Origin of the sequence: Methanofollis sp. W23 (assembly GCF_017875325.1) — an archaeon.
Classification (GTDB): Archaea; Halobacteriota; Methanomicrobia; order Methanomicrobiales; family Methanofollaceae; genus Methanofollis.
Genome location: NZ_JAGGMN010000001.1, coordinates 2510456 through 2536822 on the forward strand (window position 1 = coordinate 2510456; position 26367 = coordinate 2536822).

The following is a 26367-nucleotide window of genomic DNA, read 5'->3' on the forward strand; positions in this document are numbered from 1 at the left end:
ATGAGCATCCCGATCGCACGTCCCCTCCTGGGGACCGAAGAAGCAGACGCCGTCTCCGCCGTCCTGGCATCAGGGATGGTGGCCTCGGGCGCGCAGACCGAGAAATTTGAAGAAGAGTTTTCCGGATTCTGCGGGGTCTCCCATGCGGTGGCGACGAGTTCAGGGACCACCGCCCTTCACGCCGCCCTCTGTGCTGCAGGAGTCGGGCCGGGCGACGAGGTGATCGTCCCGGCCTTCTCCTTCATCGCCACGGCGACGGCGGTCTCGATGTGCGGGGCGACCCCGGTCTTTGCCGACGTAGAAGAGGCGACGGCGACCATCGACCCTGAGTCTGCCGCAACGCTCCTCACGTCCAGGACAAAAGCGGTCATCGGGGTCCATCTCTATGGCCAGCCCTGCGACGCGGGGGCTGTCAACGACTTCTGTGCCGACAACCGTCTCGTCTTCATCGAGGACGCCGCCCAGGCGCATGGTGCGGAATATCACGGGAAGAAGGCCGGGTCGCTCGGCGACCTTGCCTGCTTCTCGTTCTATGCCACCAAGAACATGACCACCGGGGAAGGAGGGATGGTGACGACCAGGGACGACGAGTACGCCGACCACCTCAGGAGGATCGTCAACCATGGCCAGTCTGAGAAATATCTCCATAGCGAACTCGGCTACAACTACCGGATGACCGATATCGCCGCGGCGATCGGGCGGGTGCAACTCGGAAAACTTCCAGAATTCAACCGCCGGCGTCAGGAGACGGCCACCTATTATACACGCCGTCTCCACCTCAAGGGACTGCTGACCCCGGTCGTCACCCCTGACCGGAGCCATGTCTGGCACCAGTATGTGCTGCGGGTCACCCCGGCGTGTCCGGCGACGAGAGACGATCTGATGGCGAGACTCAGGAAAAAAGGGATCGGCACGGCCGTCCACTATCCCATCCCCATCAACAAACAGCCCCTCTATCAGGAACGGGGCTCCTCATGCCCGGTCGCCGAGCGCCTTGCCGCCTCGGTTTTCTCCATACCGGTCCATCCGGGCGTCACCGACGAAGAACGCTCATATATCGCTGCCGCGATCAACGAGGTGGCCTGAGATGGACGCAGGCGTTATCGGGACCGGGTCGATGGGCAGAAACCATGTGAGGGTCTATTCTGAACTGAAGGAGGTCGGGACCACCTATGTCTATGACCTCGACACCGCCGCGGCCGAGCAGGTCGCGGCGACGACCGGTGCGGAGGTCTGCCACTCGATGGGCGAACTCCTCAGAAAGGCCGAGGCGGTCTCGGTCGCGGTCCCGACCCCCTATCACTTTGCCACCGCCCGCCAGGTCATCGACGCCGGGGTCAACGCCCTCATCGAGAAGCCCATCTGCCTCACCACCGAGGAGGGGGCGCACCTTATTGCCGCGATCCCGGACGGGGTCACGGTCGGCGTCGGGCATATCGAACGCTTCAACCCGATCGTCGAGGAGATCAGGGGCCTGGTCACCAATCCGCTCTATGTCCAGGTCTCCAGACACAACCCGACCTCATCCAGGGTCACGGGCTCTTCGGTCGTCGAGGACCTTATGATCCACGACATCGACGTTGTGCTCCACGCCCTCTTCTCCGGGCCTCACACTCTCACGAGCACCGGTACGCAGGACATCGCCTCGGCCCTCTTCTCCTTCGGTAGCACGCCGGTCTACCTCTCGGCGTCACGGAAGGCCTCCAAGAAGGTACGGAAGATCTATATCGAGGAAGAAGAGGCGACGATCGAGGGCGATTTCATGACGCAGGAAGTCTACGTCTATCGCAAACCCGGGACATATGGTCTGGAGGATGGTCATTATCGGCAGGAGAACATCATCGAAAAGGTGCTTGTCAACAAGGTCGAGCCCCTCAAGACCGAACTCCAGACCTTTGTGCGGGCGGCGCGGGACGGGACGCCCTTCCCGGTCACCCCGGAACAGGGACTTGCAAACCTCAAGGTCTGCGAGGAAATCAAGAAAGGACTCCTTGCCTGAGAGAGAAGGCACACCATGACAGATACACTCAGAGAACTGATCGAAGCACGCGGGCCGATCAAAAAGATCGGGGTCGTCGGGATGGGCTATGTCGGCACCCCGGCCGCCGCCCTCTTTGCCGCCCTGCCGGGAATCGAAGAAGTCGTCGGGTTTGAACGCGGCTCTCCGGTCTCGGAAGAGAAGGTCGCCACCCTCAACCGCGGCGAGTGCCCGCTGAAGGGCGAAGAGCCAGGACTTGCAGCGTTGATCAACAAGGTCGTCAAGGCTGGTACATTTAGGGCCACCGGCGACTATGCCCCGGTCGCCGACCTGGACGCCGTGACCATCTCGGTCCAGACACCGTTCAGGGACAAGAAAGACCTGGTCCCTGACTACACGCCTCTCAAGAGCGCGCTCAGGTCGGTCGGCGAGCACCTCAGTGCAGGGACGCTCGTCGTCGTCGAGTCGACAGTCACCCCTGGCACCACCTCGGGGATGGCACGAGAGATTCTCGAAGAAGCCTCGGGGCTTGTTGCCGGGGAGGACTTTGCCCTGGCGCACGCCCCTGAGCGGGTGATGGTCGGACGGTTGCTCAGGAACCTCAGGGAGCACGATCGGTGCGTCGGCGGGATCGACGAAGTGAGCACTGCTCGCGCTGTCGAGCTCTATGCCCCCCTCCTTACCGTCGGTCATGTCATCCCGATGACTGCCACCGCCGCCGAGGTCACCAAGACCGCGGAGAACACCTTCCGCGACCTCCAGATCGCCGCTGCCAACCAACTCGCCCTGTACTGCGAGGCGATGGGCGTCAACTTCTACGAGGTCCGCACCGGGATCGCCTCCCTCAAGGGCGAGGGGATCACCAGGGCGGTCCTCTGGCCAGGGGCCGGGGTCGGCGGCCACTGTCTTACCAAGGACACCTTTCACCTCGAACGGGGGGTCAGGGCCATTGGCGCCGGCTCCCTCGACTTCCCTGACGGGAGAGAGTCTCTGTACACTCTTGCCCGCGGGATCAACGACTTCATGCCCCTCCACATGCTCACCCTGACCAGGTCGGCGCTGGGCCAGGTCGGCAAGGACCTGAAGGGCGCAAAGATCGCCCTCCTTGGCTGGGCCTTCCTCGCAGATTCAGACGATGCTCGTGAGAGCCCGTCAGAGACCTATTATGAGGCGGCGACCGAGGCCGGGGCAGAGGTCAGGGTGCACGACCCGTGGGTCAGGCACGCCGACGGCGTAACCATCTCCGACGATCTTGAAGCCGTGCTTTCAGGTGCCGACGCCGTCGCCCTCTTCACCGCCCATCATGCATACCGCCGCCTCGACCCCGCGAGGGTGAAGCCCCTCTGCGGGGGCGACCACCCGGCAATCATCGACGGGCGCAACCTCGTCGCCCCAGACCCCTGGATCGAGGCTGGGTGTGCATACCGCGGCATCGGGAGAGGCGATCGAAACACCCACACACTCAGGTGACCACCCATGAAAATTCTGCTCGTCTCCACCCAGGACTACATCCACCACCCGGTCCCCTCACGCCACCACTACATCTTTGAAGAACTCGCCACCAGGCACGAGGTCCATGTCCCTCACTTCCATGTGAGCGACGGGCCCGAGCGGTCCACCCGCCTCCATGTCCATGAAGCGACCCTCTTCCCCTTCAAGAACCCGGCCTTCCATTACACTGCCAATGCCCCCTATCATGCGGCGGTGATGAGCCGGATCATCAGGGAGCACGAGATCGACGTGGTGGTGGCAGGGCACCTCCTTGCAGGAACGGCGGCGATCAGGGCCGCACAGAAGAGAGGGATCCCGGTTGTATTTGACCTGAAAGACTGGCTTCCTGACTCTGCGGCGGCTTATTATCATAACCGTCTCCTGAAGGACACCATCTACAAGGTTGTCTGGGCGATCACCAGGTACAACCTCGATCACAGCACAGCGATCACGACCGTCTCTCCGTCACTGGTCGATAGGCTCAGGGAGCACGGGTATTCTTCCCAGTTGATCACAAACGGGGTGAACACCGATTATTTCAAGCCTATGGACGGCTCGATGAAGAGGAAGGCCCTTGGAATTCCAGAAGATGCCTTTGTGGTTGGATTTTCCGGCAGTATTGAACGCTTTTTCGACCTCGAGTGGGTAATAAAATCCTTCAAGAAAGTTCTCGCCTTTCATGAAAATTCAATGCTCCTGATCGTCGGGGGATCGCTCTTCACCTCCTATGACCAGGAACTCAAAGATCTTGTAGAGCACCTTGGACTGAAAGACAGGGTGATCTTCACCGGGACCGTCCCCTACCCTGAGATGCCCGAGTATGTCGCCTGCATGGATGTGTGTCTTATCCCATTCTCTTCTGCGACCTGGGACAACATCGCCCTCCCGAACAAGTTCTTTGAGTACTCGGCATGCGGCAAACCGATCCTCTCGACCCCGGTACCTGACGTAATGAAGATCGCCCAGGAAAATTACCGCGTCTATCGTTCAGAAGAAGAGTATCTGGAACAGATCAAGGATTTGATCGAGATGCCACGTCAGTACGACCTTGATCTCTCAGGGTATAGCTGGAAGGTGAAGGCGCAGGAGTTCGAGGATCTCTTCACAAGACTTCTTCAGGACTCTTGATCATAATTATAATTTCAAGAGATTAAATCATCAGATCACAAAGATCGTTGCAATATCGAAGAAATGCAGAGGTATCATATGGATCGAACAGTGTTTTCAAAGAAGTGGAGATATATTGTCGTCGGGTTGGTCGCCCTCTTCACTATGCTTGCCCTCTGGGTGAGGCTCATCCCGATGGCCGCTATAACCGCATCAGGAGAGGTGAATCTCCTTGGCAATGACGCCTGGTACAACTTCAGGCAGGTCGAATTGCTCGTCGCCAACGGACTGGCTTATGCCTGGTTCGACCCGATGACCCTGTACCCGACCGGCGACACCATCCACTGGGGGCCGCTCTTCCCTACCATCGCGGCGGTCTTCGCCATCCTCTCGGGGGCCTCGACCCCATTCGAGATGAGCGTTGCCGCTTCGATGACTCCAGCGTTGATGGGTGCGGCGATGGTCCCCGTCGTTTATTTCATCGGGAAAAGACTGGGCGACTGGAAGAGTGGGCTCTTTGCGGCTGCATTCGTAGTCTTTGTCGGGGGTGCGTATTTTCAACGCTCAGTCTTCGGTTTTCTCGACCACCATATCGCAGAAACCCTCTTCTCGACCCTCTTCGCCCTTGCGTATATCGTTGCGATCTCGAAAGGACGCGAGCAGAGCGTGGACATCAAGATTGTCGAGACTCTGAGACGTCCGGCCTTCCTTGGGGCGGTTGCAGGCATCGCCTATCTCCTCGGGCTCTTCGTGATGCCGACGATGATCCTCTTCGCCCTGATCGTGACCATCTACACTCTTCTCCAGTTCATCATCGATACCTGGCAGAGCCGGGAGAGCACTGATCTTCTGGTGATAAACACGGTGCTCTTCGCGGTGGCAACTGTCGGGCTCCTTCTCTTCGGGCTCAAGCATGAAGGCTTTAGCCTTGCCAGGTATTCGCTTGGACATGTGCTCTCGTACCTGCTGATCATTGCCGGCACCTGGGCGCTCTATCTCCTGGCGAAGGTCACAAAGGAGCGTCCAAAGTACATTTATCCTCTTTCGATCATAGGGATCGGAGTCCTTGGTCTCGTCGGGATGATGGTCGCCGCCCCGGAGGCCTATGCAATCTTTGCCAGCAACTTCCTCGGGTTCTTTGGTCAGTCGTCGCAGATCCTCACGGTGGGAGAGGCGAAGGCCTGGAGCCTTGACGCGGCCTGGGGTACCTATGGATACGGTCTGGTCCTGATGGCCGGCGGTTTCGCCGTCCTTGGGTATGAAACAATTGTCAAGCGGCGGTCAGAGCACCTCTTCGTCCTCATCTGGTCGGCACTGATCCTCCTCTCCACCTGGCAGCATGTCAGGTACGAATACTACCTTGCCGCGAATGTCACCCTCCTTGCAGGGCTCTGTGCCGGCATGGTCTTTGACCTGGGATGGAAAGGGCTTGCCGCACCAAAGAAGAAGGTTAAGCCAGAGAAAGAGAAGAAGAATCCTGGGAAAGGAAAAAAGAAGACCACCCAGAAAAAACCTGAGAAGAAGACCGCCGGACCTGATCCTCTTGGGATTCTTAGCATGATCGTGGTCGGGATCCTCTCTGTCGCTTTTATCGTCACCTCGGCCCAGTCAAGCATGGCTTATGTCGAGTTTAACAAGGCCTACGGCGGGATGAACCACCCTGACGACCAGCAATGGCAGGAAGCGCTCTTCTGGATGGGGGAGCATACGCCTGACCCTGGGGTCGATTATTATAAGATCTATGAGAAGGACGGCTACGAGTACCCGCCTGAGTCCTATGGCGTGATGTCCTGGTGGGACTATGGCCACTGGATCACCACCATCGCCCATCGGATCCCGAATGCCAACCCCTTCCAGCATGGGGTTGCCGGCCAGAACGGTTCTGCGGCCTTCTTCGTGACAGGGGACGAGGACGAGGCGGTCAGGATCATGGAGGCAGACGGCACGAGGTACATCGTGACCGATTACAAGATGGATAGCGGGATATTTTATGCAATGGCGACCTGGGCCGATCCTGTGAAGAAAATGGCGCCATATCAATCGGGGGTATATGCCTTGAACCCGATGAATCCTAAGACTGCGATGGGGACCAGGATCTACACGCCCGCGTATTTCAATACAATGGTTTCGAGGCTCCACAACTTCGATGGCTCGATGGTTGAAGCCATGCAGGTGCCTTATGTTGAATACTATGAGCCAGGTGTAACCGGTCTCCCCGCGCCGGTGATCACCAGTGTGGTGCCGATGAACCGCACCGAGGCAGAGGCGAAGGTCGCGGCCTTCAATGCCAACCCACAGCCTGGTAAGGGGGCTGCAATCATTGGGTCAGAGGTACGCCTCGACCTCCCGACCGAGAAGGTCTCGGCCCTTCACCACTTCAGGCTGGCCTTCGAATCGAGTGGGAGCACGCTAAGCGGGATGTATCCTGGCACGCCCGACATCAAGAACGTCAAGGTCTACGAGTATGTCCCTGGTGCACGGATCAAGGGCGAGGGGACGATCGAGGTGGACCTCGTCACCAACACCGGACGCAATTTCACCTACCGGCAGGAGAGCGAGAACGGGGAATTCGTGGTGCCGTACTCCACCTCTGGGACACCGTACGACGTGAAGGCGACCGGGCCATACCGGATCGTCGGGACCGGCACGACCGTCGAGGTCCCTGAGGACGCCGTGATGCAGGGGTTGGTCGTCGGGGCATGAGGTGTGCGGCGGTTACCGGGCAGGTGTTTGCCAGGCACGACATGGAGGCCTATCCAGGCACCTCCCATGCCGAGACCGGGGCGCGCCTGCGGGAGGTGCTCACCGGCCTCCCGCGAGATATCCCGGTCCGCCCCCCTGTAGCCGCCGACCAGGCGGCGATCGAACGCGTCCACGACCCGGCCTATGTCAGGTGGGTCTTTGAGATGGGCCGCGGCGGGCGGTTCCTGGACGCAAACACTTATCTCTCCTCGCAGGGTCTCAGGGCTGCGATGATGGCGGCGGGTTCTGCCCGGGTCGCCGTCGAAATGAGCCTTGACGGGGAGCACACGTTTGCCCTTGTCCGTCCCCCCGGTCATCATGCCGAACCTGACCGGCAGATGGGGTTTTGCATCTTCAACAATGTTGCCGTGGCCGCCGCCGCTGCCCTGGAGGAGGGGGTTGACCGGGTGGCGATCCTTGACTGGGATCTCCACCACGGCAATGGGACGCAGAAGATCTTTTATGCCTCAGATCGCGTGCTCTTCTGCTCGGTCCACCAGGAAGGGAGTTTCCCGGGGACCGGGTGGCCTGAAGAGGTCGGGACCGGAGCGGGGAGGGGGTGCTCGCTCAACGCCCCGTTGAGGCCCGGGTGCGGGCTTGCTGATTATCTCCATATCTTCTCCGAAGTTTTTCTCCCGGCGATCCAGGCCCACCACCCCGACCTCCTCCTCGTCTCTGCCGGGCAGGACGGACTTGCCGACGACCCCCATGGGCTGATGCGGCTTGTGCCGCGAGACTACGGGTGCCTGACCGCCTCTCTTCTTTCCCAGGACCTGCCGCTGGCCCTCGTCCTGGAAGGCGGGTACGGCCCCTCACACGGGCAGGCGGTGGCCTCGATCTTTGCGGCCCTGAAGGGGCGCGAGTTTCTTCCAAAGGAGGCGGGAGTGCCGAGGCGGTCGACGCTGGCCCTCGCGGGAAAATTGAAGAGATTGATCTATTACTGAGGGCCTGAAAAATCGGGCATGATCCCTGGGCTCACGCATATGGGAGGAACATTTCTCGTTGCCCGGGCTCTGTGGAGACCCTCGCCTCTCGTGTGGGGGAGACGTGTGTCACTCGCCACCCCATGCCCATCTCTGTCGGGGGAGGTTTGGGGGTAGAGCCCCCTGCGGGAGGCTATGGAAAGGCGGATGACACGCATTTCCCCACGAAAAGTGGGGGTTTCTACAAAGCCGAAAAATTATACCGGCAAATTATTGGAGACGCCTACGAGGGATCCGGTCCTTGTTCATATGAGAGACCTCAAAGCCCGGCACGATCACCCGCACCACCGGCACACAGGTCCTCGTGAGGTCGCAGACTAGGACATGTTCGGCCACCTGCCCGACCTGGTCGAGGGCCACCCTGATGTCCTCATCGACATATTCGGTGGCGAGGTTTGGAACCGACGCAAGAGGGATAGTCTCCGTCTCCTTGAACCACTCCCGGTTGATCCGCTTCATCCGGTCATACCCGATCCGCTCCAGGAATTCCTGCCTCCCCTGGTTGACCCGCCCGCCCTGGAGTTGGCTGGCGCGGCTCTGCGCCACCTCGGTGAGGGCCCTGAGCGCTGCGATCTCAGGGTCGAGGTGCGTGCCCGCTCCCATCACCAGGAGCGCCGGGTCCTTCGTGACCGTGTCGTCGGCGGCCGCGGCAACCGTCGGGACCCCGGTCTTCCCGTCAAGGAGCCAGAGGTGGATCGCGATCCCGTTCTCCTCAAAGACCTGAAGGAGATCCCGCACCGGCCCGGAGGTGTCGGCCGAGAGCCTGGTGCCCATATGGTGCAGGCGTTCGGCGCTCGAGAGACAGTCGCGCTCGATCACCTCAAGGAGTGCATGGAGGACCGCCTCCTCCATCACGTTGCCCGAGGCCATCCCATTGGTATCAGACGTGAAGAGAGGCACGGCCATGCCCAGACAGTCGTAAGGGTGGAAGACCGCATTGCTCGGGACCAGGAGTTCTTCTTCATTGAGCAGGTCCCATCCTGGCGTCCAGTGAAGTTTCTCGTTCTTCTCAAGGGGGCGGGGGAGGATGAGGTCCTCAGGGTCGAGGGCGCGGAGGTACCCGAGTTCTTCGAAGCTCGCATAGTCCATATGGTCGCCATGATATTCGCCAGAGTAGCGTTCGACCGCCTCCATCATCGCGGAGACCTTTGCCTGCAGAGGTCCCTTGCCCTTGCCTGCATGATATTTTGCCGCACCGATCGCGGCGCCAGGGCGGTAGGCCGAGAAGCAGGGGATCCTGAGACGGTCTGACTCGGTCATCTCCTCGACAGAGACCACCCCGATCTCCTCCATGAGGGGCTCGATCATCTTCAGCGTCTCTTCTGGAGGCCTGGAGCGGTGGGTGCCGTCATAATACTGTTTTTTCACATGCGTGAAGGTGAGGGTCATTATAATGGAATGGGTGGGGTTCTATTTTATATCTTCACGCTCTACCATCCTTCATGGACGCCGCTGAGGTCGCCGTGGGGATGGCGGTCCGCTATCCAAGAACCGGCACGGCCGGAAAGGTGGCCGGGATCGAGGTGATCGAGGGCGAGACCTTTGCCACTCTTGATGCCACCGGGCTCCTGTACCGTGTCGATACCCTTGAGCCCGCTGCACGGTTGGAAGAGCATCATGCTGAAGAAAAAAGAGATGGTATTGATGACCTCGTCAGGAAGAAGACTGAGTTCGGCAAAGACCTCAGTGATGCCTGGCAGAACATCGACAATGCCTGCGAAGGAGGGGGTTAATCCTCTTCCTCTCTTAACGGGATGGTGGTCAACTTCACCGATTCCACCCCTTTCTGCGACATAAGCCGTTCTGCGATCATTTTCAGTTCAGCACCGTCGCCGCGCAACAGGATCACCTCAAGGCACCGTTCATGACTGAGATGCGCATGCATTGAGGTCTGGATGGTCTTGATATATTCATGCTGGATATCGGTGATCGTCTGGAGAAGCCCGCGCTGGTCGTGGTCGTAGACCATGGTGATCACGCCCTGCCGTTCGCCCTTGACGTCTGACATCCATTGATAATAGGTAATGTAACTCCTGATCGCATCCCTGATCCCTTCAGAACGGGACGAGTAGCCCCTGGCGCCGATGATCGCATCGAACTTGTCGAGGAGGTTTTTTGGCAGAGAGATCCCGATCCTGGAGAGCTCGCTATCATGCTGCATAGTATGGTATAGTATGCATGACGATATAAAGAATGCAGATTACGGTAACAATAAGTGATGGTGTCTGGACAGCATGCAGCATACGTCGTGTGCGCGGGGTCAGGGAAGTTCCAGGAATTTTGGCCTGTACCACCGGCACCGATTTATCTATAAAGACTGCGATATATATGGGAAGGGAGGTTTGAAGCAATTTGCATGACGTAATGGTACCAAACGTCAATATCGGGCTCGTCGGCCACGTGGACCACGGCAAGACGACGCTCGTTTCAGGGTTGACAGGGGTCTGGACAGACCGGCATAGCGAGGAGATGAAACGGGGGATCTCGATCAGGCTCGGGTATGCCGACGCGACATTCTATCAGTGTGAGAACCACGAGGGAAGCGAGAGGTTCACGAACCAGCCGGTATGTCCGATCTGCGGCGAGAAATGTGAGCCGTTCAGGACCGTCTCGTTCGTCGATGCCCCCGGTCACGAGACGCTGATGGCGACGATGCTCTCGGGCTCCGCTCTCATGGATGGGGCGATGCTCGTCATCGCAGCCAACGAGCCCTGCCCGCAGCCACAGACGAAAGAACATCTGATGGCTCTGGAACTGGTGGGGATCAAGAATATCGTCATTGTCCAGAACAAGATCGATGTTGTCTCGCAGGCCGACGCCCTGAAACATTATCAACAGATCAAGACATTCGTGAAGGGCACGATCGCCGAAGACGCGCCCATCATCCCGGTCTCTGCGCAGAAAGGGATCAATATCGGGGCTCTTATCGAGACGCTCAACGAATATATCCCAGCTCCAGAACGCGATCCAGAGGCCAGGGCCCAGATGCTCATCGCCCGTTCCTTTGACATCAACAAGCCAGGTTCACACTGGCGTGAGATGAGGGGGGGGGTCATCGGCGGTTCGCTGGTCAGCGGGGTGATCAAGGACGGCGACGAGATCGAGGTCCGGCCTGGCATCAGGACTGAAGTGGAGAATAAGACGGTCTGGGAACCGATCAGGACCAAGGTCATCTCAGTCCACACCGGGAAGACCAAGATCAACGAGGCCACGCCTGGCGGGTTGATGGCACTCGGAACAAAACTCGACCCGGCGATCACCAAGAGCGACACCCTGGTCGGGCAGGTCGTTGGACATGTCGGAGAACTCCCGCCTGTCAGGGAGAGACTGGTCTTTAAGGTGGACCTGATGGACCGTGTCGTCGGGTCTGACAGCGAACTTGAGATCGTCCCGTTAAAGCACCGCGAACCACTGATGCTCTCGGTGGGCACGGCTGTCACGGTCGGCGTGGTGACAAACACCAAGAAGGACCAGAACCTGGCTGAGGTCGTCCTGAAGCGTACGGTCTGCGCCGACGTCGGGGCACGGATCGCCATCAGCCGGCAGGTCGAAGGGAGATGGCGGCTGATCGGGATGGGGACCCTCACAAAGTGAGGGTGCTCTTCGACACAAACGCCCTCATGATGCCGGTGCAGTTCAGGATCGATATCTTCGACGAACTCAGGTCTCTGCTTGGCGGATATGAGCCGCTGGTGCTCAGAGATGTCGTCGGCGAACTGGACGGACTGGCCCGGGGAGGAGGGAACGATGCTGCGGCCGCACGGGCCGGCCTCCTCTTTGCAGAACGTTGTAGGACCGTCAAGGGGACGAGTGCTGCCTCATCGGTCGATGAGCGGGTGGCTGCCTATGCACGGGCCGAAGGGTGTATGGTGGTGACAAATGACCGCCGCCTGCGGGACGATCTGCTTGCCGCGGGGGTCCCTGTCATCTCGCTGAGAAAACAGAAAAAATTGGAAATATTAAGGAGTTAGCATGTATTTTCGTGTGACGCTCGAAGACAAGGTCAGAGTGCCCCCGCACCGCCTTGGCGAGGACCTGGAGATTGTGATCCTGGACGAACTCCAGAAGCAACTCGAAGGGAGCATCGACAAAGAGATCGGGATCTTCATTGCTGTGACCACGATCGACGAGATTGGCGAGGGAGAGATTGTCCCTAGCGACGGAGCAGTCTACTATGACGTGACCTTTGAGGCGCTGGTGCTCAGGCTCGCCCTCCAGGAAGTGGTCGAGGGCGAAGTGGTCGAGACGACCGGGTTTGGCGCATTTATTTCGCTTGGCCCTATCGACGCCATGCTTCACGTGAGCCAGATCTCAGACGACTTCATCACCTATGACGAGAAGAACAACACCCTCAACTGCCAGGAGTCCGGGCGTTCGATCCAGGTGGGCGATGCGATCCGGTGCCGGGTGGTCACCCTGAGCCTCAACGAACGCGAGCCCAGGGAGAGCAAGATCGGGCTGACGATGCGGCAGGCTGGGCTTGGGACCGAGAAATGGCTGGCCGAGGAACGAGAAGAGGAGATGAGTGAGTAAAAATGGCAAAAGCACGGAAAAAAAAGGTGCTGAAGGTCTGCAGGGACTGCCACAAGGTGGTGGAGGGCGAAGTCTGCATGACCTGCAACTCGAGCAACCTGACCGAGGACTGGGCCGGCTACCTGGTCATCGTCGACCCGACCCGTTCTGAGATCGCACAGCGGATGAATATCGAGATGCCTGGAAGGTACGCCCTGAAGGTCCGTTGATGTTGCGTCTGCCTGAAGAGCACAGGAAACGATTCAAAGAACCTTTCGGGGAACTCTTCCCTGAACTGGAAGACGCGCTCCCGACGATCGAAGGCAAGACGGTCTACACTGTCGGAGACGTGGTGACGCATAACTTCCTTGCGGCCGGGGGGACGCCAGCGGTCGCGGTGATCGATGGGTATACCATGCGTTCGCCTTATGGGAAGACTCCGCTCCTCCTCTTCAGGCGGGTGCAGGTGAAAAATCCGGCAGGCGCCCTGACCGAGGAACTCAGAGAGGCGCTGGAGGAGGCGGTCCTTGACCCTCCGACCCTGGTCCAGGTCGAGGGGGAGGAGGACCTGGCGGTGATCCCGCTCGCGCTCATTGTGCCTGACGGTTCGGTTATTCTCTACGGACAACCTGGCGAGGGGGTCGTGGTCTGCAGGGTGACCCCTGATCTGAAAAATGCCGCAAAAGACCTCCTTTCTTTATTTGTCCCTGCATCGGATTAGTCCCTGTGCAGGGCATCATGTTTTAAATAACCATGTCGACAATATTTGAGGGATATCGATGGAATTCAACATCACCCGTGACTACCGGAACGAACTCCTGAGCCGGAGGGAAGTTTCCTTCGCGCTCACCTACGATGGTGCAACCCCATCCCGGGACGAGATCCTCGGGAAGTTGGGCGCAAAGCTCGACGCCAAGAGAGAACTCATGGTGCTCGAGACGACGAAAAAGCCGTATGGCGTTTCGGAAAGTTCGTACATTGCGAGAATATACGACACCGCAGACGAACTCACGAAGACTGAGCGCGCATACATGATCACGCGCAGTGCCGAGAAGAAGGCCGAGGCTGAGGAGGCCGAGTGATCATGGCGGCAAAGAAGAAAGGGGCGGCCCCTGCCGCGGCGGTCAAACGGAGTGCATACTTCAAGGTCGAGGGCGACAAGGCGGCACCGCAGCGCAAATACTGTCCCCGTTGTGGGCCTGGGGTCTTCATGGCTCAGCACAAGGACCGCCTTGCCTGTGGGAAGTGCGGCTATACTGAGTTCACGAAATAGGCGGAATGCAAAAGGGCGATAAGGTACTGGGGATCGAAGGGACAGCCTGGAACCTCAGTGCTGCTGTTTTTGGGGACGGCCTCATCTCCCTCTACTCAAAGCCATATCAACCGGCGCAGGGAGGGATCCATCCGCGAGAGGCGGCCCAGCACCATGCCTCAGAGATGCGGGAGGTCATTGCCAGGGTGCTTTCCGACCCATCTGCGATCAGGGCGGTGGCCTTCTCCCAGGGACCGGGGCTTGGGCCCTGCTTGCGGACGGTGGCGACGGCAGCGAGAGTGCTTGCCCTCGCTCTGGACGTCCCCCTGGTGGGGGTGAACCATTGCGTCGCCCATGTGGAGATCGGGCGGTGGGCCACCGGGTGTGTCGACCCGATCACGCTGTATACCTCGGGGGCGAACACCCAGGTGCTCGGCTACCTGAATGGGCGCTACCGGATCTTTGGGGAGACGCTGGACATCGGGCTTGGCAACGGGCTTGACAAGTTTGCACGGAGCAAGGGTCTTCCTCATCCTGGAGGACCAAAGATCGAGGGGCTTGCACGGGGTGGAGAGTATATCCATCTCCCGTATACGGTGAAGGGGATGGACCTTGCGTTTTCCGGGCTCATCTCCGCGGCACAGGAGAGTAAGGCTCCGATCGAGGACGTCTGTCACTCTCTCCAGGAGACTGCCTTTGCGATGTGTGTCGAGGTGACCGAGCGGGCTCTGGCCCAGACTGGTAAGGACGAGGTGCTGCTTGTCGGCGGGGTCGCCGCCAATTCCCGTCTGCGCGAGATGCTTCAAACGATGTGCGAGGAGCGGGGGGCCAGGCTCTTCGTGCCTGAACCGCAGTTCTGCGGCGACAATGGGGCGATGATCGCCTATACCGGGAAGATCATGCTCGAGGCCGGGGCGACCCTGCCGCTTGAGGCGTCGAGGGCGAACTCCCATTATCGGCCCGACGAGGTCGAGGTGGTCTGGCGACAGGACGAGGTGAAGCGCGAGCCCGAGAGCGGTCACCGCCGCGGGGCCGAGGCGCTCGTCACCATCGGCGAGGAGACGGTGACCAAGCGGCGGGTCTCGAAATCGTATCGGGTCGAGGCCCTTGATGCCCACCTGATCGCCGAACGGACGCGGGCCGAGGCGCGGCTCATCGCCGCCGCACGGAAGGCGGGGGTGGCGACGCCGATCATCTCCGATCTCTCGGAAGATATGATCACGATGGAGCGGGTGGACGGCACCCTGCTCAGGGACACCCCGACGTCTGCGAGTCTTGCGCGTGCCGGGGTGGCGGTCGGGCGTCTCCATGGCGCCGGGATCGTGCACGGCGACCTGACCACCTCCAATATGATCGAGCGGGACGGGCGGTGTGTGCTCATCGATTTCGGACTGGCCCATGCCTCCACCGAGGTGGAGGACCAGGGCGTGGACCTCCATGTCCTCTTCCAGACATTGGAGAGCACGACCGAGAACCCGGCGGAACTGAAAGAGAGTTTCCTGCAAGGCTACGCTTCGGCCTTCCCTGGTGCGGCGGCGGCCTCAAAGCGGGAGCACGAGGTCGAGTTGCGGGGGCGCTACCTGTGAGACGGATCGCGGTGGTGACCTCCAACCCCCACAAGGCCGAGGAGGTGGCCAGGTTCTTTGCAGGGGTGGCCGAGGTCGAGCATGTCAGGATGGAGATCCCTGAGTACCGCGACGACGATGTGCGGGTCATCGCGCGGGAGAAGGCGCGGTACGCCTATGCCCATCTTGGCCGCCCGCTCATCGTGGACGATACGGCCTTCTCGGTCGATGCTCTGCAGGGGTTCCCTGGTCCATATGCGGCATATGTGCAGGACCGGATCGGGAACGACGGGATCTTGAAGTTGATGGAAGGGGTCGCCGACCGGCGGGCGCACTTCGAGACGGCGATCGCCTATGCCGACGACGGAGGCGAGGTCCATACCTTCTCAGGCGTGATCGAAGGCGAGGTCACTGAGGAGCCAGAGGGAGAGGAGGGCTTCGGGTACGACCCGATCTTTGCGGTCGGAGGCCGGACTTTTGCCGAGATCCCCCTTGAAGAGAAGAGCAGGATCTCCCACCGGGCGCGGGCCCTTGCCGCCTTCAGGGGCTGGCTGGGAGATCAATAAACCTTAAGTCCGCGGACAGCATTGTACTTAGAACTGATTACGTGGTGAGATAAAATATGGCACGGTTCCCCGAAGCCGAAGCACGGCTGCTCAATGTCAAGATCTGCATGCGCTGCAACGCACGGAACGCGGTGAGGGCAACACAGTGTCGCAAGTGCGGCTACCAGCACCTGCGTCCCAAGAACAAGGACCGCAAGGCCTGATCACGGGAAGAACAGAGGGATATCTGGACCGGCCCCATGGTGGGGCCGGCAGCCCTCATCATTCTTTTGTGTGTCCATAATGGTGGGCCGGAGCGTCGGCTCACGCACTGTAATAGGTGACTTTCTTTCCTTTCTCAGAATATTCTCCGGCAAAGGTCTCGAGGTTGCGCTTGTACCCGATCCGATCGGTGATCCCGAGGGCACGGAGGTGTTCACGCACCCGCATCACGTCCGCTTCGTCGCTCCAGTCGCGGGTGTAGACATAGACGACTTTCCGGTCGTCCCGCGAGTCGGGGTCAGGCCTGGCGGTGCTCACTTTGGCAGAGAGGCCCAGGTCGCCGGCGACGGTGGCGTCACGGACTTTCTTCCAGATGGCGTCGACCTCTGTGATCTCGCAGAAGATCAGCCATTTCCCGGCCAGTTCGTTGTTGGGCGTGAGTGCCCCGGCCGCGGGGTTGTCGATGGTGATCCAGTACATCTGTGTGGTCTGGGAGGGGACAACGCCTTCGCCGGCCGTGATCATCTGGTAGACTGCGTCGACGCTCCCGAAACGGTGGAGGAGGGCCTCTGCAAGGGGCGGGTAGTCGTCTGCAAACTCGGCAAAGATCGCCTGCACGTCATCGAAAAAGTCGATCCCTGCCTCAACGGGCGAGAAGAGGGGGGCGCCGCGTGCTTCGAGGCCTTTGCTCAGCATGATCTCGAAGATGCCATAGGCAGCATCGGCAAGGGTATCGGAATCGACTTGTTCCATGAATATTTCCTTGGAGAGGGGATGAAAAAAGGTTGTCGTCCGGGTGTTGTTCCCGGGCAGCAGCGTGGTCAGGGTCTGAGGGCCTCGGCCACGAGGTCGGCAGCCCGTTCGCCTGAGAGGAGCATGCCGCCAAAGATCGGGCCCATCCGGCACTCGCCGGCGACGGCGTTGGCGGCCATCCCGCAGACCCAGAGTCCTGGGAAGACCTCTCTGGTGTGCTCGACGATCCTGTTCTCGGCACGCTCGGCCCACATGTAACTCTCGCCCTTGATGGTGAGGTCGGCACCCTTGTGGGCGACCATGTGGGCGATGGTGGCGTCGTGTCCGGTGGCGTCGACGACGGCCTGGCACCTGATGGTGAGGGGGTCGACATGGAGGCCGGTCATCTCGACCGGGCTCCAGTTGATGACCAGGCCTGAGACGCGGCCGTCGCCCTTGACGACGACGTCTTCAACGGCGATGAGGTTGAAGAATTCGGCGCCGGCGGTGCAGGCGGCGGCGGTGAGTTTGGAGACGGCCTCCACTGACTTTGCGACATGGTAGCCTGGTTCGTACTCGGTCGAGGCGATCTCGAAGTGATCGAGGAGACGTTTCGCGCCGTCCTGGACAACGATCCTCGGGAACATCATGCCGCCGCCCCACATCCCCCCGCCGATAGAGAGTTTCTTCTCGATGAGTCCGACCTTTACGCCTTTCTCGGCGAGAAGGGCGGCACAGGTGATCCCTGATGGCCCGCCGCCGATGACCGCGACGTCCAGGTCGAGGTACTCGGTCATCGTCTCCATCTGGGTGGCAAGGATCGCCCTGCTGATTGTCACTTCATCCAGTTCCATCGCTTTCACTTCGCAGAAAAGATTGGGTATCACTCTACAAATAGCCATTCACGGGATGAGGTACGGTCGGAGGTATTATGATGTGGAAAAGTACAGTGAGTAACTGATCGTTACATGAAATGGAAACGTGATCTGGGGCTCACGATGAGGCAGATCATGACCTGGGCACTCTTGCTCCTGGTCTATCTGGTCTTTCTCACGATCCTCGGGACTCTGTTCGGTGTCGGGCCATGGACACTCGTTGCTATCGCCTTTGTGATAGCCTTTGCCCAGTATTTCTTCTCGGACAAACTGGTGCTGATGAGCACGGGTGCCCGCGAGGTGACGCCTGAAGAGTACCCGGTGCTCCATGACGTGGTGGAGAAACTGGCCGCTGAGGCCGATATTCCCAAACCACGGGTCGCGGTGATGCCCACCCCTGTCCCGAACGCATTTGCGACGGGGCGGAGCCCAAGCCATGCGGTGGTCGCAGCGACCGACTCGATCCTCCGCCTGCTGACGCGGGAGGAGCTTGAGGCGGTGCTGGCTCACGAGATCGCCCATGTGAAGAACAGGGACGTGATGACCCTCACCATCGCGAGTTTCCTTGCGATGGTCGCGGCGATCATCATGCAGAATGCCTGGCTCTTCTCCATCGCAGACCGTAGGGAAGGAGGCGCCTGGATGGCCGCATGGGCGGTGTCCATCGTCGTCTGGATCGTCTCCACGCTGCTGGTCAGGTCGCTCTCCCGGTACAGGGAGTTTGCGGCAGACCGCGGCAGCGCCTACATCACCCGGAATCCGAAGGCGCTCATCTCCGCGCTCTACAAGATCAGCGGACGGATGGACATGGTGCCGGCAGAGAAGAGGAGAGAGGTCGAGGGGGCAAATGCCTTCTTCATCCTCCCGGCCATCTCGGGCAACACCCTGATGGAACTCTTCTCCACCCACCCGACCCTGGAGAAGCGGGTGGAGGCACTTGAAGCACTCGAAGATGAAGTTCGGTATATGCCGAGGTAACCCCTCGGGCAATACCATTTTATCTTCAGGGCGCGAATATTGTAAGGTATTCCCATGCGGAATGCCTGCGCATCGATGGTCTAGTGGCATGACTTTGGCCTTCCAAGCCAATAGCCCGGGTTCAATTCCCGGTCGATGCATCGCTTTTTAAAGATTGTTCTGAGCAGCGGAGTGCACGCCCGGCGCGGTTCGGGGTTCATGCACGAAGCGAGGCGGGCGGCGGCCCGGCGCCGGGAAGAAGATTTATTACCGCCCTGCACCTATCTATACGAGGACGCGGGCTCGTGGTCTAGCTGGTTATGACGTCGCCTTCACACGGCGGAGGTCCTGAGTTCGAATCTCAGCGGGCCCATTGATTATCTCTTCTTTTGGGATTTTTTTTGTGGTATCTTGCATGCTTTTTTTAGTATGCAGAATGTTCTGACGCATTCAATTTGGATCATTGGACGTAATGGGGCTCTCACCCCGGTTCACGACTTAGGGAACTTCGATGGGATGGAAGCCGCATTCGAGGAGCGCAATGGAATGTTGTTCTCAACGATCTGCAGGGTTTAACATAAGAGAATAGGTTGCCCCATCCGAGTTTACCATCCGATTCGATGAGTCCTAAAGGCCGACACATCCTAGGAAGTAGTCGGGTTCATGGGACAAAACGGGGGATTACTTTCCCGACCACGGACTCGAGATCCTCACCCGAAGACGCAACGGTGAGATCGGCATACCTCTCGTAGAGCGGAACCCGCCAGTCGTACATCTCGCGGAGACTCTGGCCCGGGATGAGGAGTATCCCCCGGGTCGTGATGTTCTTGAGCCTCTTTGCCATCTCGTCATACGAGATCTCGAGGTACACAACTATCCCTCCGGCCTTCAGGTGCGCCATCGCATCTTCGCTGCATACCACACTGCCGCCCGTCGCGATCACCGCATGGCCGGGGTGAAGGGAGAGGATCGTCTCCTCCTCGATCCGCCCGAACGCATCCGGCCCGTCCTCGTCGAGGATCTCCTGCAGCATCCTTCCGGTCCGCTCCTGGATCAGGATATCGGTATCGATGAACTGCATGCCGAGGGATTTTGCAAGGATAACGCCCACGGTGCTCTTCCCCGCGCCAGGCATGCCGATGAGGACGATGTTTTTGTGGTAATGCATACAGCTCTCCTGGGATCCGGTGGACTCAAAGCCCCTCTGTTGGTACCTGGGATGGGATCCCGGGGTGGATGAAGGTTTTGTCCCGGGAAATGAGTGCGTCCTGCAGGGAAACCTGTACAGAAGATCAGAAGAGGGAGACGGCTCTCCGTCATGTATCGCATGCAGGGGAGAGGGGGGTGCCCAGTCCCATTTTTGCACATCTCTGGTGCATGGTCGGTAATCAGGGGTGCCGCGACAGCTTTCAAAGCATAGTACGCCGCCCCGAAGGCGTGCCGGGGGACATGCGCAGTCACCACCGCCTGTATTCAAAATGACTGAGATCCGCGATGCGTCCCTTGCCGCACATGCCGCCACCCGCGACGCGAAAGAACATGACGCGGCCGGTCGTCCTCAAGATATGCACGTTCAAAGTATGGAAGCACCTGTTTGGCACAGTCCGCAGCCAAGATTGCCATTGAGATCTGATCGTCTCTGCGGTATTTTTTCACAAACCATTCCTGGGCTTTGTAAATTATCGTGATGGTTCTCTTCGACGGAGGCAGCGTCCCAGGTGCGAGCGTGAAGGGAGGCAAGGTCACACAGAACAAAATATCACCGGTACTTGTGGTGAGCGTGCTTGCCCTCTCACTGATCATCGTACTCTATAGGGTGTTTACCGGCGTCGATCTCTTCAGGATCATCCGGGGAGGAGTGCCAGTGTTGTTCAGGCCCTGAACATTTTTTGATCGAAACGTGATCGAAACCGATCAAAAGTGGACCGAAATCGATCGGACAGAATATTTTATTTTCAGAAAATAATTCCAAAAATGGTTTCGTAAAAATGGGCATGAACCCGGGGTTCACGCATACGCGATGAAAATTTATCTCCGCTTATTCTCTCTCTTTTCAAGATAGGAGAATCGGTGGGGATCGTGTTCAATTCGCCGCCCCCATCTATCTTTGTCGTGGAGGGTCCGGGAAGCGGCACGACCCCGGCGAAGAGAATGATCAAGAGGATTTCTACAAGGCCTTAAGATCCATATTCACTGAGGTTCTCGGATATCTCGAATGGTTCAATGGGTGCTTAAATAAATAATAACCAGAAATTTGGGAAAAAAATTCATAAGGATATAATATGTACATATGTTCCCCAGCACTATTATAAAATAAAGGATTTTAATGACATTTAAAACAGAATTCGTGCCAGATGATTACGTCGGAGGCCGTCCTATGAAAAAAACTATTGTTGTCCAGCGAAATGATCCAGATACTGACGCTGCTACCAATTCGCGGAAACTGGCAGAACTCAAGGAGTTGGCACATGCCGCTGATTATGTGGTTGTGGGCACACTTGTGCAATCAATATATCCTAACAGGAAATACCAGATAGGTTCTGGGAAGGTGGATGACCTTGCGGAGCGTGTGGAATCTCTGGATGCTGAAAAAGTAATTTTTAACAACCAGTTGTCAATGACGCAGATCTACAATATCTCTGAGACGTGCAAATGTGAAGTAATGGACAGGTTCCAGCTTATCCTTGAGATATTTGCTGCAAGAGCCACTACAAGACGTGCAAAACTGCAGGTAGAACTTGCACGATTACGATATGAACTTCCGAAAGCAAAGTCTATCGTTTCCCTGCAGAAGAAGGAGGAAAGGCAGGGCTTTATGGGCCTTGGAAGTTATGAGGACTCTTATGAGCAGGATATTAAGAAAAAGATCGTAAGGATCAGGACCGAACTTCTTCAGCATGGAAATGGGAGCGAGTCACTTCGCAGTTTCAGGCATGAAAGAGGATTTTCCCTTATAGCTCTGGCAGGTTATACGAATGCGGGAAAAAGTACTCTTTTCCAGTCACTTGTAGAGGAAGAGACGATAGTCAAGGACATGCTCTTTACGACACTATCTCCTACAACACGCTCTCTCATGGTAAATAGCAGAAAAATGCTTCTGACCGATACTGTGGGATTTATCGAAGACCTCCCACACTTGATGGTGGATGCCTTCAGGTCAACGCTTGATGAGATATTCCTGGCTGATATCATTCTTCTTGTGGTGGATATGAGTGATCCAGTGGATGTTATCAGACAAAAACTGGCTGTCAGTCATGATATCTTCTGGGAAAGAGCAGAAGATCCTGTGATAGTTACTGCTCTTAACAAGGCCGATCTTGTTCCTGATGAAGAACTGCAGGAAAAAATGAGAGTGATCAGTGATCTTGCTCCTGTTCCTGTCATGATATCTGCAAGATCAGGAGAAGGTCTTAACGAACTTAAACAGGTTCTCTATGAGAGCCTTCCTGAATGGGAACATTGCAGGATATCCGTCCCGATGTCTGAGGAGGGTATATCCATGGTATCGTGGCTTTATGATGAGGGGATTGTGCACACTATTGAGTATGGCGATTCCATATTCATGGAAATAGAAGCAAGGAACGAAATAATTCAAAAAGTAAAGCCTTTCGCCATGTCTTCTTAATAATATTCACAGATAATTTATGGATTGCCAGATGAGTGAGATAAAGCAGGGTTCACACTACTTCTGAACATTCTGCCAGACCATTCCTGAGTTACCGATCCCCTCGAACCCCTGGCATTACGATAGGCTGTGGACTGCAACGCACTCGTCATGATCATCCATTCTGCCTCCCCGACTGCATCGTGAATCCCGGGGGGTCAGGGGGCGATGCCCCAGGCCGAAGAAGGGAAAGGCGGGTGATCCACATGCTCCTCACATGAGAAGTGAGGGGGTACCATGAAAATGATCCTGACGACAATCTCTCCGGGTTTTTATGAAAATTTGAACCATCAAGATCTCGTTGAAGGTGATATGCAGATGAGAGGGGCGCCTTCAGGATGATCGGCATTCTGCCTTCTCGTCCCTATCTTCGCCCCGGGGGTTTGCACCCGCCAGATCCCTCCGGACAGAGGAGAGGGGGGGGGCGGCGATTCGATGGTGTTCCTCCCGTGGCGTCCTGCTCTGAAGAACACCGCGAACGTGATCTCTCATTTGATCGCCAGGTCTCCCGACCTTTTCACCTCCGCACCTGGTTCGCACCTGGCGGGCGCGAAGATGGCGGCCCGGAAAGAACCTTAGTCCTGACGGGATTTTGGTACAGGAGTACAGAGAGAGAAGTGTGTACAGTTCCCCCAGGTAATTCGCACACGATCCAGGGAACACCCGGCACCCATGGTGGCCTGGGGTGTAGGGAGAGAAAGTGCGGATGAGAGGGGAAAACCGGAACCCATCCCCGGTTGCCGGATCGAAGATGGTTCATGTGGATTTTCCCAGGTGCAAACCAGGTGCGAAGAAAAAAATGACTCTCTAGGGGGTGGAAGGACCCTTGATCCTTCTCCTTGTGACAGGGGACCGGCCAGAAATTTCTCGACCCGCCACCCTGCCTCTCCTCTGCTCCCAGGGGCCGGGGGCCAATCCCACACCCCATCTCAGAAAAAAATCGTCTGAAAAATCTCCCCCTCACTCAATCCTCACCGAAACATTCACATCTCGTTTCGCATCCGCCCCATCTGTGGTGAACTCCGAGTTCTCGATCACCAGGTAATGTGTGCCATAATGAGGGAGCGTATAGGTAAACTCCTTTGAGACCACATCTCGATAAATTACTGCTTTCCAGGTGTCTTGCGTACTGTTCTCAAACGCCTTCTTGTATTTGATATAATTCGCTCTATTAAAGACGAGGAGATCGACCGGCGCTCCATCGGTATTTATTTCAATGCTAAAACTGGTCCCTTTCTCGCCCCAGAGTTCATAGACATAAAGATAATCATACGGCACATCGACGCTCGCAACAACCGGCTCAAGGGTAGTGCCAGTTCCTGTGCAGCCAGCAATTAAAACTGTTCCAATAAGCAAAAGAACAATCAAGAGGGGTCTGGTCATATGATGACAATATTTTTACGGCAATGTATTGTTTTCGATTTATATCTGGGCCTGGATCAGCATCTCAAATTGAATGCCAGGCTTCTGCATAGAGATGGCTCCTCTTGATACATCATTGGGCTCTGTAGAAATCATCCTGGTCCTTCAGGGTGGCGAGGGGGTGCACCCCTGGTCCCCCCGCTGCATGATTGGTCGAGGACGGCACCACTCTCGTCACAGTTGTCCATTCTGCCTTCCCCCCCCATCGTCACCCTGAGGTTCTGGGGGCACCGCGCCCCTGGCCAAATATGGTGGAAGGCGGATGAGTTGCGCTCACACCACACAATAGGTGAGGGGTTCTACAAGGCCCATCATTGAGAATGTTCCCCTGTCCCTGGCACCATTCAAGAAGGCACCGGTGTTGGTTTTATCCTCGGAAGCCCGCTTGAAGTGATCGGTCAAGCCCTGGATGGCATTGGGACATGCTCTTGTACTCTCTCTGGCCGGCACTTGCCTTGAAAGTCCTGACCATAGGGTTCAGTCCTGAAGATATCCCGCGAATCCACACCCACAGATGTGAAGAAAAAAAGATCCTCCGTTCGCCCCGAAAAAATAATATCGGGAAGAATATTCTGAAACCTTACGCCACGTGCATGAACCGGTCGACCAATTCCCTGATCGCGTCCTTGTCACCGTAGAGCTTCTCGCTGAGCCCCTTGTCCTCGAAGCCCTTGAGCGACTCCACCCTGCTGTCGATCATGCCAGCAGGGAAGATCCCGTTCTCCTCGAAGATCGCGCGCTTTGCAAGGAGAGCATCGGCCGACTCCCAGCACGAGGCCGGGAGCTGATCGAGTTTGTCCAGGCGGTCGCGGAACTCGGGCTTGAAGATGTTCACGTCGACATAGAGCTTCTTGGCCAGGTCAAGGGCATTGGGCATGTTGATCCCGCGCAGCGAGGCGACGATGAGTCCTGCGATCATCAGGTAGGGATCGGCCGAGCCGTCAGGGACCCTGAACTCGATCGTCTGCTTGGACGGGCGCTCCGCCTTGATACCGACATCGTACGGGTTGGCGTCCTGGGTCATGCCGTTGGCACCGATCCAGCCCAGAGGCACGCGGACCACGACCGAGCGGTTCCGGTCGCCCCAGCAGATGCTGGTGGGCGCCTCCTGGTGCGGGACCAGCCTGAAGTATGAGGTCGGGATCGTGTCGCCAAAGGCGGTCAGAGCGTCGGCGGCGTCGAGGATGCCGGCGACCATCTTTCTGGCCATCGGGCTCAGTTTCCCGCCCTCGACCATCAGGTTCTGGCCGTCCTTCTCGACGAGCATGTGGAAGTGCATCCCGCTCCCCGCCTTGCCAACGGTGATCTTGGGGGCAAAGCTGATCTCGACGCCGTACTGGTAGCCGAGCATCCGCAGGATCCACTTCGCGATGATCAACTGCTCTGCGGCCTCCTCGACCGGCATGGGCAGGAACTCGATCTCGTGCTGTTCAAAGTACTGGTCCTCGGTGGTGAAGCACCCGACCTCGGAGTGGCCGTATTTGATCTTGCCCCCCGCCTTTGCGATCAACCGCATCGCCTCGGTCCGCAGGTCCTCGAACTTGGCGAAGGGTGCGGCGGCATGGTAGCCCTTCTGGTCGAGGCCAGGATAGAGATCCTCGCGCTCGCTGATCACATAGTACTCCAGTTCGCCGAGGGTCTTGAAGACCCCGCCGGTCTGGTTCGTGAACTCCTCGTTGGCCTTGCGCAGGACATACTCGGGCGCGCTCTCCAGGGGCTTGCCCTCGTAGTCGTAGTACGAGCAGAGGATCTCGAGTGTCGGCACCTCGGTAAATGGATTGACAAAGGCGGTCCGGTAGCGCGGGATCACGTACAGGTCGCTGCTCCCTGCTTCAATAAACGAGAAGATATTGCTCCCGTCGACCCGCTCGCCGTCGGAGAGGATGGTGTCAAGGTGCTCCTTCGAAGAGATGATAAAATTGAGCGTCTTGAGTTTGCCGTCCTCCGCGGCATAGCGGAAATTCACCATCTCGATACCATTTTCATAACAAAAACGAATAATATCGTCTTTGGTAAATTCTGACGACGGCTTCTTGAGGAAGCGGACAAGGTCGTTTGGGTTCATCAAGATCTCAGAGTCTTTCATGAAGGTCTGGGTACGTTATGAGCGTATGGTTAATCATCTTTTCCTGCACATTTTCCCAGGATCCGGGGGCGCCTCTCCCCTGAAATAAGTGCATCCTATGATTTTAATAAAAAAATATTCGATGAAAAATATGGGTCTCGAAGATCTCTGGAAGAGGGGGGAGATGTGTGAAGACCGACTGCTTTTCTTTTTTGCCTCCTCTAAAACGTGCCAGGATCCTGGCACTGTAGAATC

At 57.8% G+C, this 26367-nt stretch carries 28 protein-coding genes and 2 tRNA genes; 22 read left to right on the forward strand and 8 right to left on the reverse strand.

What is annotated here, in order from left to right:
- The 6 genes from J2129_RS10880 (at position 1) to J2129_RS10905 (ending at position 8262) form a co-directional block, all read left to right on the forward strand.
- On the forward strand, positions 1-1086 hold the full coding sequence (locus J2129_RS10880) for a DegT/DnrJ/EryC1/StrS family aminotransferase (protein ID WP_209631332.1): 1086 nt from the start codon (positions 1-3) through the stop codon (positions 1084-1086).
- 1 nt (position 1087) lies between these two features.
- Positions 1088-1999: a Gfo/Idh/MocA family oxidoreductase gene (locus J2129_RS10885; RefSeq protein ID WP_209630888.1), complete on the forward strand. Its 912-nt coding sequence runs from the start codon at positions 1088-1090 to the stop codon at positions 1997-1999.
- A 15-nt stretch (positions 2000-2014) separates the two neighbouring features.
- Positions 2015-3448 (forward strand): nucleotide sugar dehydrogenase, encoded by a 1434-nt coding sequence (locus J2129_RS10890; protein WP_209630889.1) that lies wholly within the window; start codon positions 2015-2017, stop codon positions 3446-3448.
- A gap of 6 nt (positions 3449-3454) precedes the next feature.
- Positions 3455-4597, forward strand: coding sequence for a glycosyltransferase family 4 protein (locus J2129_RS10895; RefSeq protein WP_209630890.1), 1143 nt, complete (start codon positions 3455-3457; stop codon positions 4595-4597).
- A gap of 78 nt (positions 4598-4675) precedes the next feature.
- Positions 4676-7279, forward strand: a complete 2604-nt coding sequence (locus J2129_RS10900; protein ID WP_209630891.1) for an oligosaccharyl transferase, archaeosortase A system-associated — start codon at positions 4676-4678, stop codon at positions 7277-7279.
- Positions 7276-8262 carry a histone deacetylase gene (locus J2129_RS10905; RefSeq protein ID WP_209630892.1) on the forward strand — a complete coding sequence of 329 codons (987 nt, stop codon included), beginning with the start codon at positions 7276-7278 and terminating at the stop codon, positions 8260-8262. Before J2129_RS10900 ends, J2129_RS10905 begins: the two co-directional genes overlap by 4 nt.
- Before the next feature lie 249 nt (positions 8263-8511).
- On the opposite strand, the gene J2129_RS10910 is transcribed toward J2129_RS10905, so the two are convergent.
- Positions 8512-9690, reverse strand: a complete 1179-nt coding sequence (locus J2129_RS10910) for a YcaO-related McrA-glycine thioamidation protein (RefSeq protein ID WP_209630893.1) — start codon at positions 9688-9690, stop codon at positions 8512-8514.
- A gap of 53 nt (positions 9691-9743) precedes the next feature.
- On the opposite strand from J2129_RS10910, the gene J2129_RS10915 reads away from it, so the two are divergent.
- Entirely contained in the window at positions 9744-10034 is a 291-nt protein-coding gene (locus J2129_RS10915) for a DUF2098 domain-containing protein (RefSeq protein WP_209630894.1), read from the forward strand.
- Here J2129_RS10915 and nikR read toward each other — a convergent pair.
- Positions 10031-10462: a nickel-responsive transcriptional regulator NikR gene (gene nikR / locus J2129_RS10920; RefSeq protein ID WP_209630895.1), complete on the reverse strand. Its 432-nt coding sequence runs from the start codon at positions 10460-10462 to the stop codon at positions 10031-10033. The genes J2129_RS10915 and nikR overlap by 4 nt on opposite strands.
- 191 nt (positions 10463-10653) lie before the next feature.
- Here nikR and J2129_RS10925 point away from each other — a divergent pair, with 191 nt between their 5' ends.
- Genes J2129_RS10925 through J2129_RS10970 form a run of 10 tightly spaced genes read left to right on the forward strand, consistent with a single transcriptional unit; the run spans position 10654 to position 16399 of the window.
- Complete coding sequence (locus tag J2129_RS10925; RefSeq protein WP_209630896.1) at positions 10654-11895, forward strand: translation initiation factor IF-2 subunit gamma; 1242 nt, start codon at positions 10654-10656, stop codon at positions 11893-11895.
- 2 nt (positions 11896-11897) lie between these two features.
- The gene (locus tag J2129_RS10930) at positions 11898-12272 is read left to right on the forward strand and encodes a PIN domain-containing protein (protein WP_348632318.1); all 375 of its coding nucleotides are present in this window, start codon (positions 11898-11900) and stop codon (positions 12270-12272) included.
- 1 nt (position 12273) lies between these two features.
- On the forward strand, positions 12274-12834 hold the full coding sequence (locus J2129_RS10935) for a DNA-directed RNA polymerase (protein ID WP_209630898.1): 561 nt from the start codon (positions 12274-12276) through the stop codon (positions 12832-12834).
- Between the two features lie 2 nt (positions 12835-12836).
- On the forward strand, positions 12837-13043 hold the full coding sequence (gene spt4 / locus J2129_RS10940) for a transcription elongation factor subunit Spt4 (RefSeq protein WP_209630899.1): 207 nt from the start codon (positions 12837-12839) through the stop codon (positions 13041-13043).
- The gene (locus tag J2129_RS10945) at positions 13043-13534 is read left to right on the forward strand and encodes a GTP-dependent dephospho-CoA kinase family protein (RefSeq protein ID WP_209630900.1); all 492 of its coding nucleotides are present in this window, start codon (positions 13043-13045) and stop codon (positions 13532-13534) included. The genes spt4 and J2129_RS10945 overlap by 1 nt, the downstream gene beginning before the upstream one ends.
- A 58-nt stretch (positions 13535-13592) precedes the next feature.
- Complete coding sequence (locus J2129_RS10950; protein WP_209630901.1) at positions 13593-13895, forward strand: 30S ribosomal protein S24e; 303 nt, start codon at positions 13593-13595, stop codon at positions 13893-13895.
- A gap of 2 nt (positions 13896-13897) precedes the next feature.
- Positions 13898-14086, forward strand: a complete 189-nt coding sequence (locus J2129_RS10955) for a 30S ribosomal protein S27ae (protein ID WP_209630902.1) — start codon at positions 13898-13900, stop codon at positions 14084-14086.
- Positions 14087-14091: 5 nt separating this feature from the next.
- Positions 14092-15651, forward strand: coding sequence for a bifunctional N(6)-L-threonylcarbamoyladenine synthase/serine/threonine protein kinase (locus J2129_RS10960; RefSeq protein ID WP_209630903.1), 1560 nt, complete (start codon positions 14092-14094; stop codon positions 15649-15651).
- Entirely contained in the window at positions 15648-16196 is a 549-nt protein-coding gene (gene rdgB, locus J2129_RS10965) for an RdgB/HAM1 family non-canonical purine NTP pyrophosphatase (RefSeq protein WP_209630904.1), read from the forward strand. Before J2129_RS10960 ends, rdgB begins: the two co-directional genes overlap by 4 nt.
- Before the next feature lie 56 nt (positions 16197-16252).
- Positions 16253-16399 (forward strand): 50S ribosomal protein L40e, encoded by a 147-nt coding sequence (locus tag J2129_RS10970; protein WP_209630905.1) that lies wholly within the window; start codon positions 16253-16255, stop codon positions 16397-16399.
- A 100-nt stretch (positions 16400-16499) separates the two neighbouring features.
- On the opposite strand, the gene J2129_RS10975 is transcribed toward J2129_RS10970, so the two are convergent.
- The gene (locus tag J2129_RS10975) at positions 16500-17150 is read right to left on the reverse strand and encodes a putative phosphothreonine lyase domain-containg protein (RefSeq protein WP_209630906.1); all 651 of its coding nucleotides are present in this window, start codon (positions 17148-17150) and stop codon (positions 16500-16502) included.
- 68 nt (positions 17151-17218) lie between these two features.
- Entirely contained in the window at positions 17219-17983 is a 765-nt protein-coding gene (locus J2129_RS10980; RefSeq protein ID WP_209630907.1) for a sulfide-dependent adenosine diphosphate thiazole synthase, read from the reverse strand.
- A gap of 114 nt (positions 17984-18097) precedes the next feature.
- Between J2129_RS10980 and htpX the strand changes: the two genes are divergently transcribed.
- The 3 genes from htpX (at position 18098) to J2129_RS10995 (ending at position 19334) form a co-directional block, all read left to right on the forward strand.
- Positions 18098-18982, forward strand: coding sequence for a zinc metalloprotease HtpX (gene htpX / locus J2129_RS10985; protein WP_209630908.1), 885 nt, complete (start codon positions 18098-18100; stop codon positions 18980-18982).
- Positions 18983-19051: 69 nt separating this feature from the next.
- Positions 19052-19122 (forward strand) — tRNA-Gly (locus J2129_RS10990).
- 138 nt (positions 19123-19260) lie between these two features.
- A tRNA-Val gene (locus J2129_RS10995) sits at positions 19261-19334 on the forward strand.
- A 288-nt stretch (positions 19335-19622) separates the two neighbouring features.
- On the opposite strand, the gene J2129_RS11000 is transcribed toward J2129_RS10995, so the two are convergent.
- Positions 19623-20129, reverse strand: a complete 507-nt coding sequence (locus tag J2129_RS11000; RefSeq protein WP_209630909.1) for a shikimate kinase — start codon at positions 20127-20129, stop codon at positions 19623-19625.
- 305 nt (positions 20130-20434) lie between these two features.
- Positions 20435-20707 (reverse strand): putative immunity protein, encoded by a 273-nt coding sequence (locus tag J2129_RS13195; RefSeq protein WP_348632342.1) that lies wholly within the window; start codon positions 20705-20707, stop codon positions 20435-20437.
- On the opposite strand from J2129_RS13195, the gene J2129_RS11005 reads away from it, so the two are divergent.
- Together J2129_RS11005 and hflX are read left to right on the forward strand one after the other, a co-directional pair.
- On the forward strand, positions 20649-20843 hold the full coding sequence (locus J2129_RS11005; RefSeq protein ID WP_209630910.1) for a hypothetical protein: 195 nt from the start codon (positions 20649-20651) through the stop codon (positions 20841-20843). The two genes, J2129_RS13195 and J2129_RS11005, sit on opposite strands and share 59 nt — an antisense overlap.
- A 444-nt stretch (positions 20844-21287) precedes the next feature.
- Positions 21288-22586 carry a GTPase HflX gene (gene hflX / locus J2129_RS11010; protein ID WP_245320744.1) on the forward strand — a complete coding sequence of 433 codons (1299 nt, stop codon included), beginning with the start codon at positions 21288-21290 and terminating at the stop codon, positions 22584-22586.
- A gap of 999 nt (positions 22587-23585) precedes the next feature.
- Here the strand turns inward: hflX and J2129_RS11015 are convergent.
- Both J2129_RS11015 and J2129_RS11020 read right to left on the reverse strand, forming a co-directional pair.
- Positions 23586-24008, reverse strand: a complete 423-nt coding sequence (locus tag J2129_RS11015) for a hypothetical protein (RefSeq protein ID WP_209630911.1) — start codon at positions 24006-24008, stop codon at positions 23586-23588.
- Between the two features lie 619 nt (positions 24009-24627).
- On the reverse strand, positions 24628-26112 hold the full coding sequence (locus tag J2129_RS11020) for a glutamine synthetase family protein (protein ID WP_245320746.1): 1485 nt from the start codon (positions 26110-26112) through the stop codon (positions 24628-24630).
- Between the last annotated feature and the right edge of the window lie 255 nt (positions 26113-26367).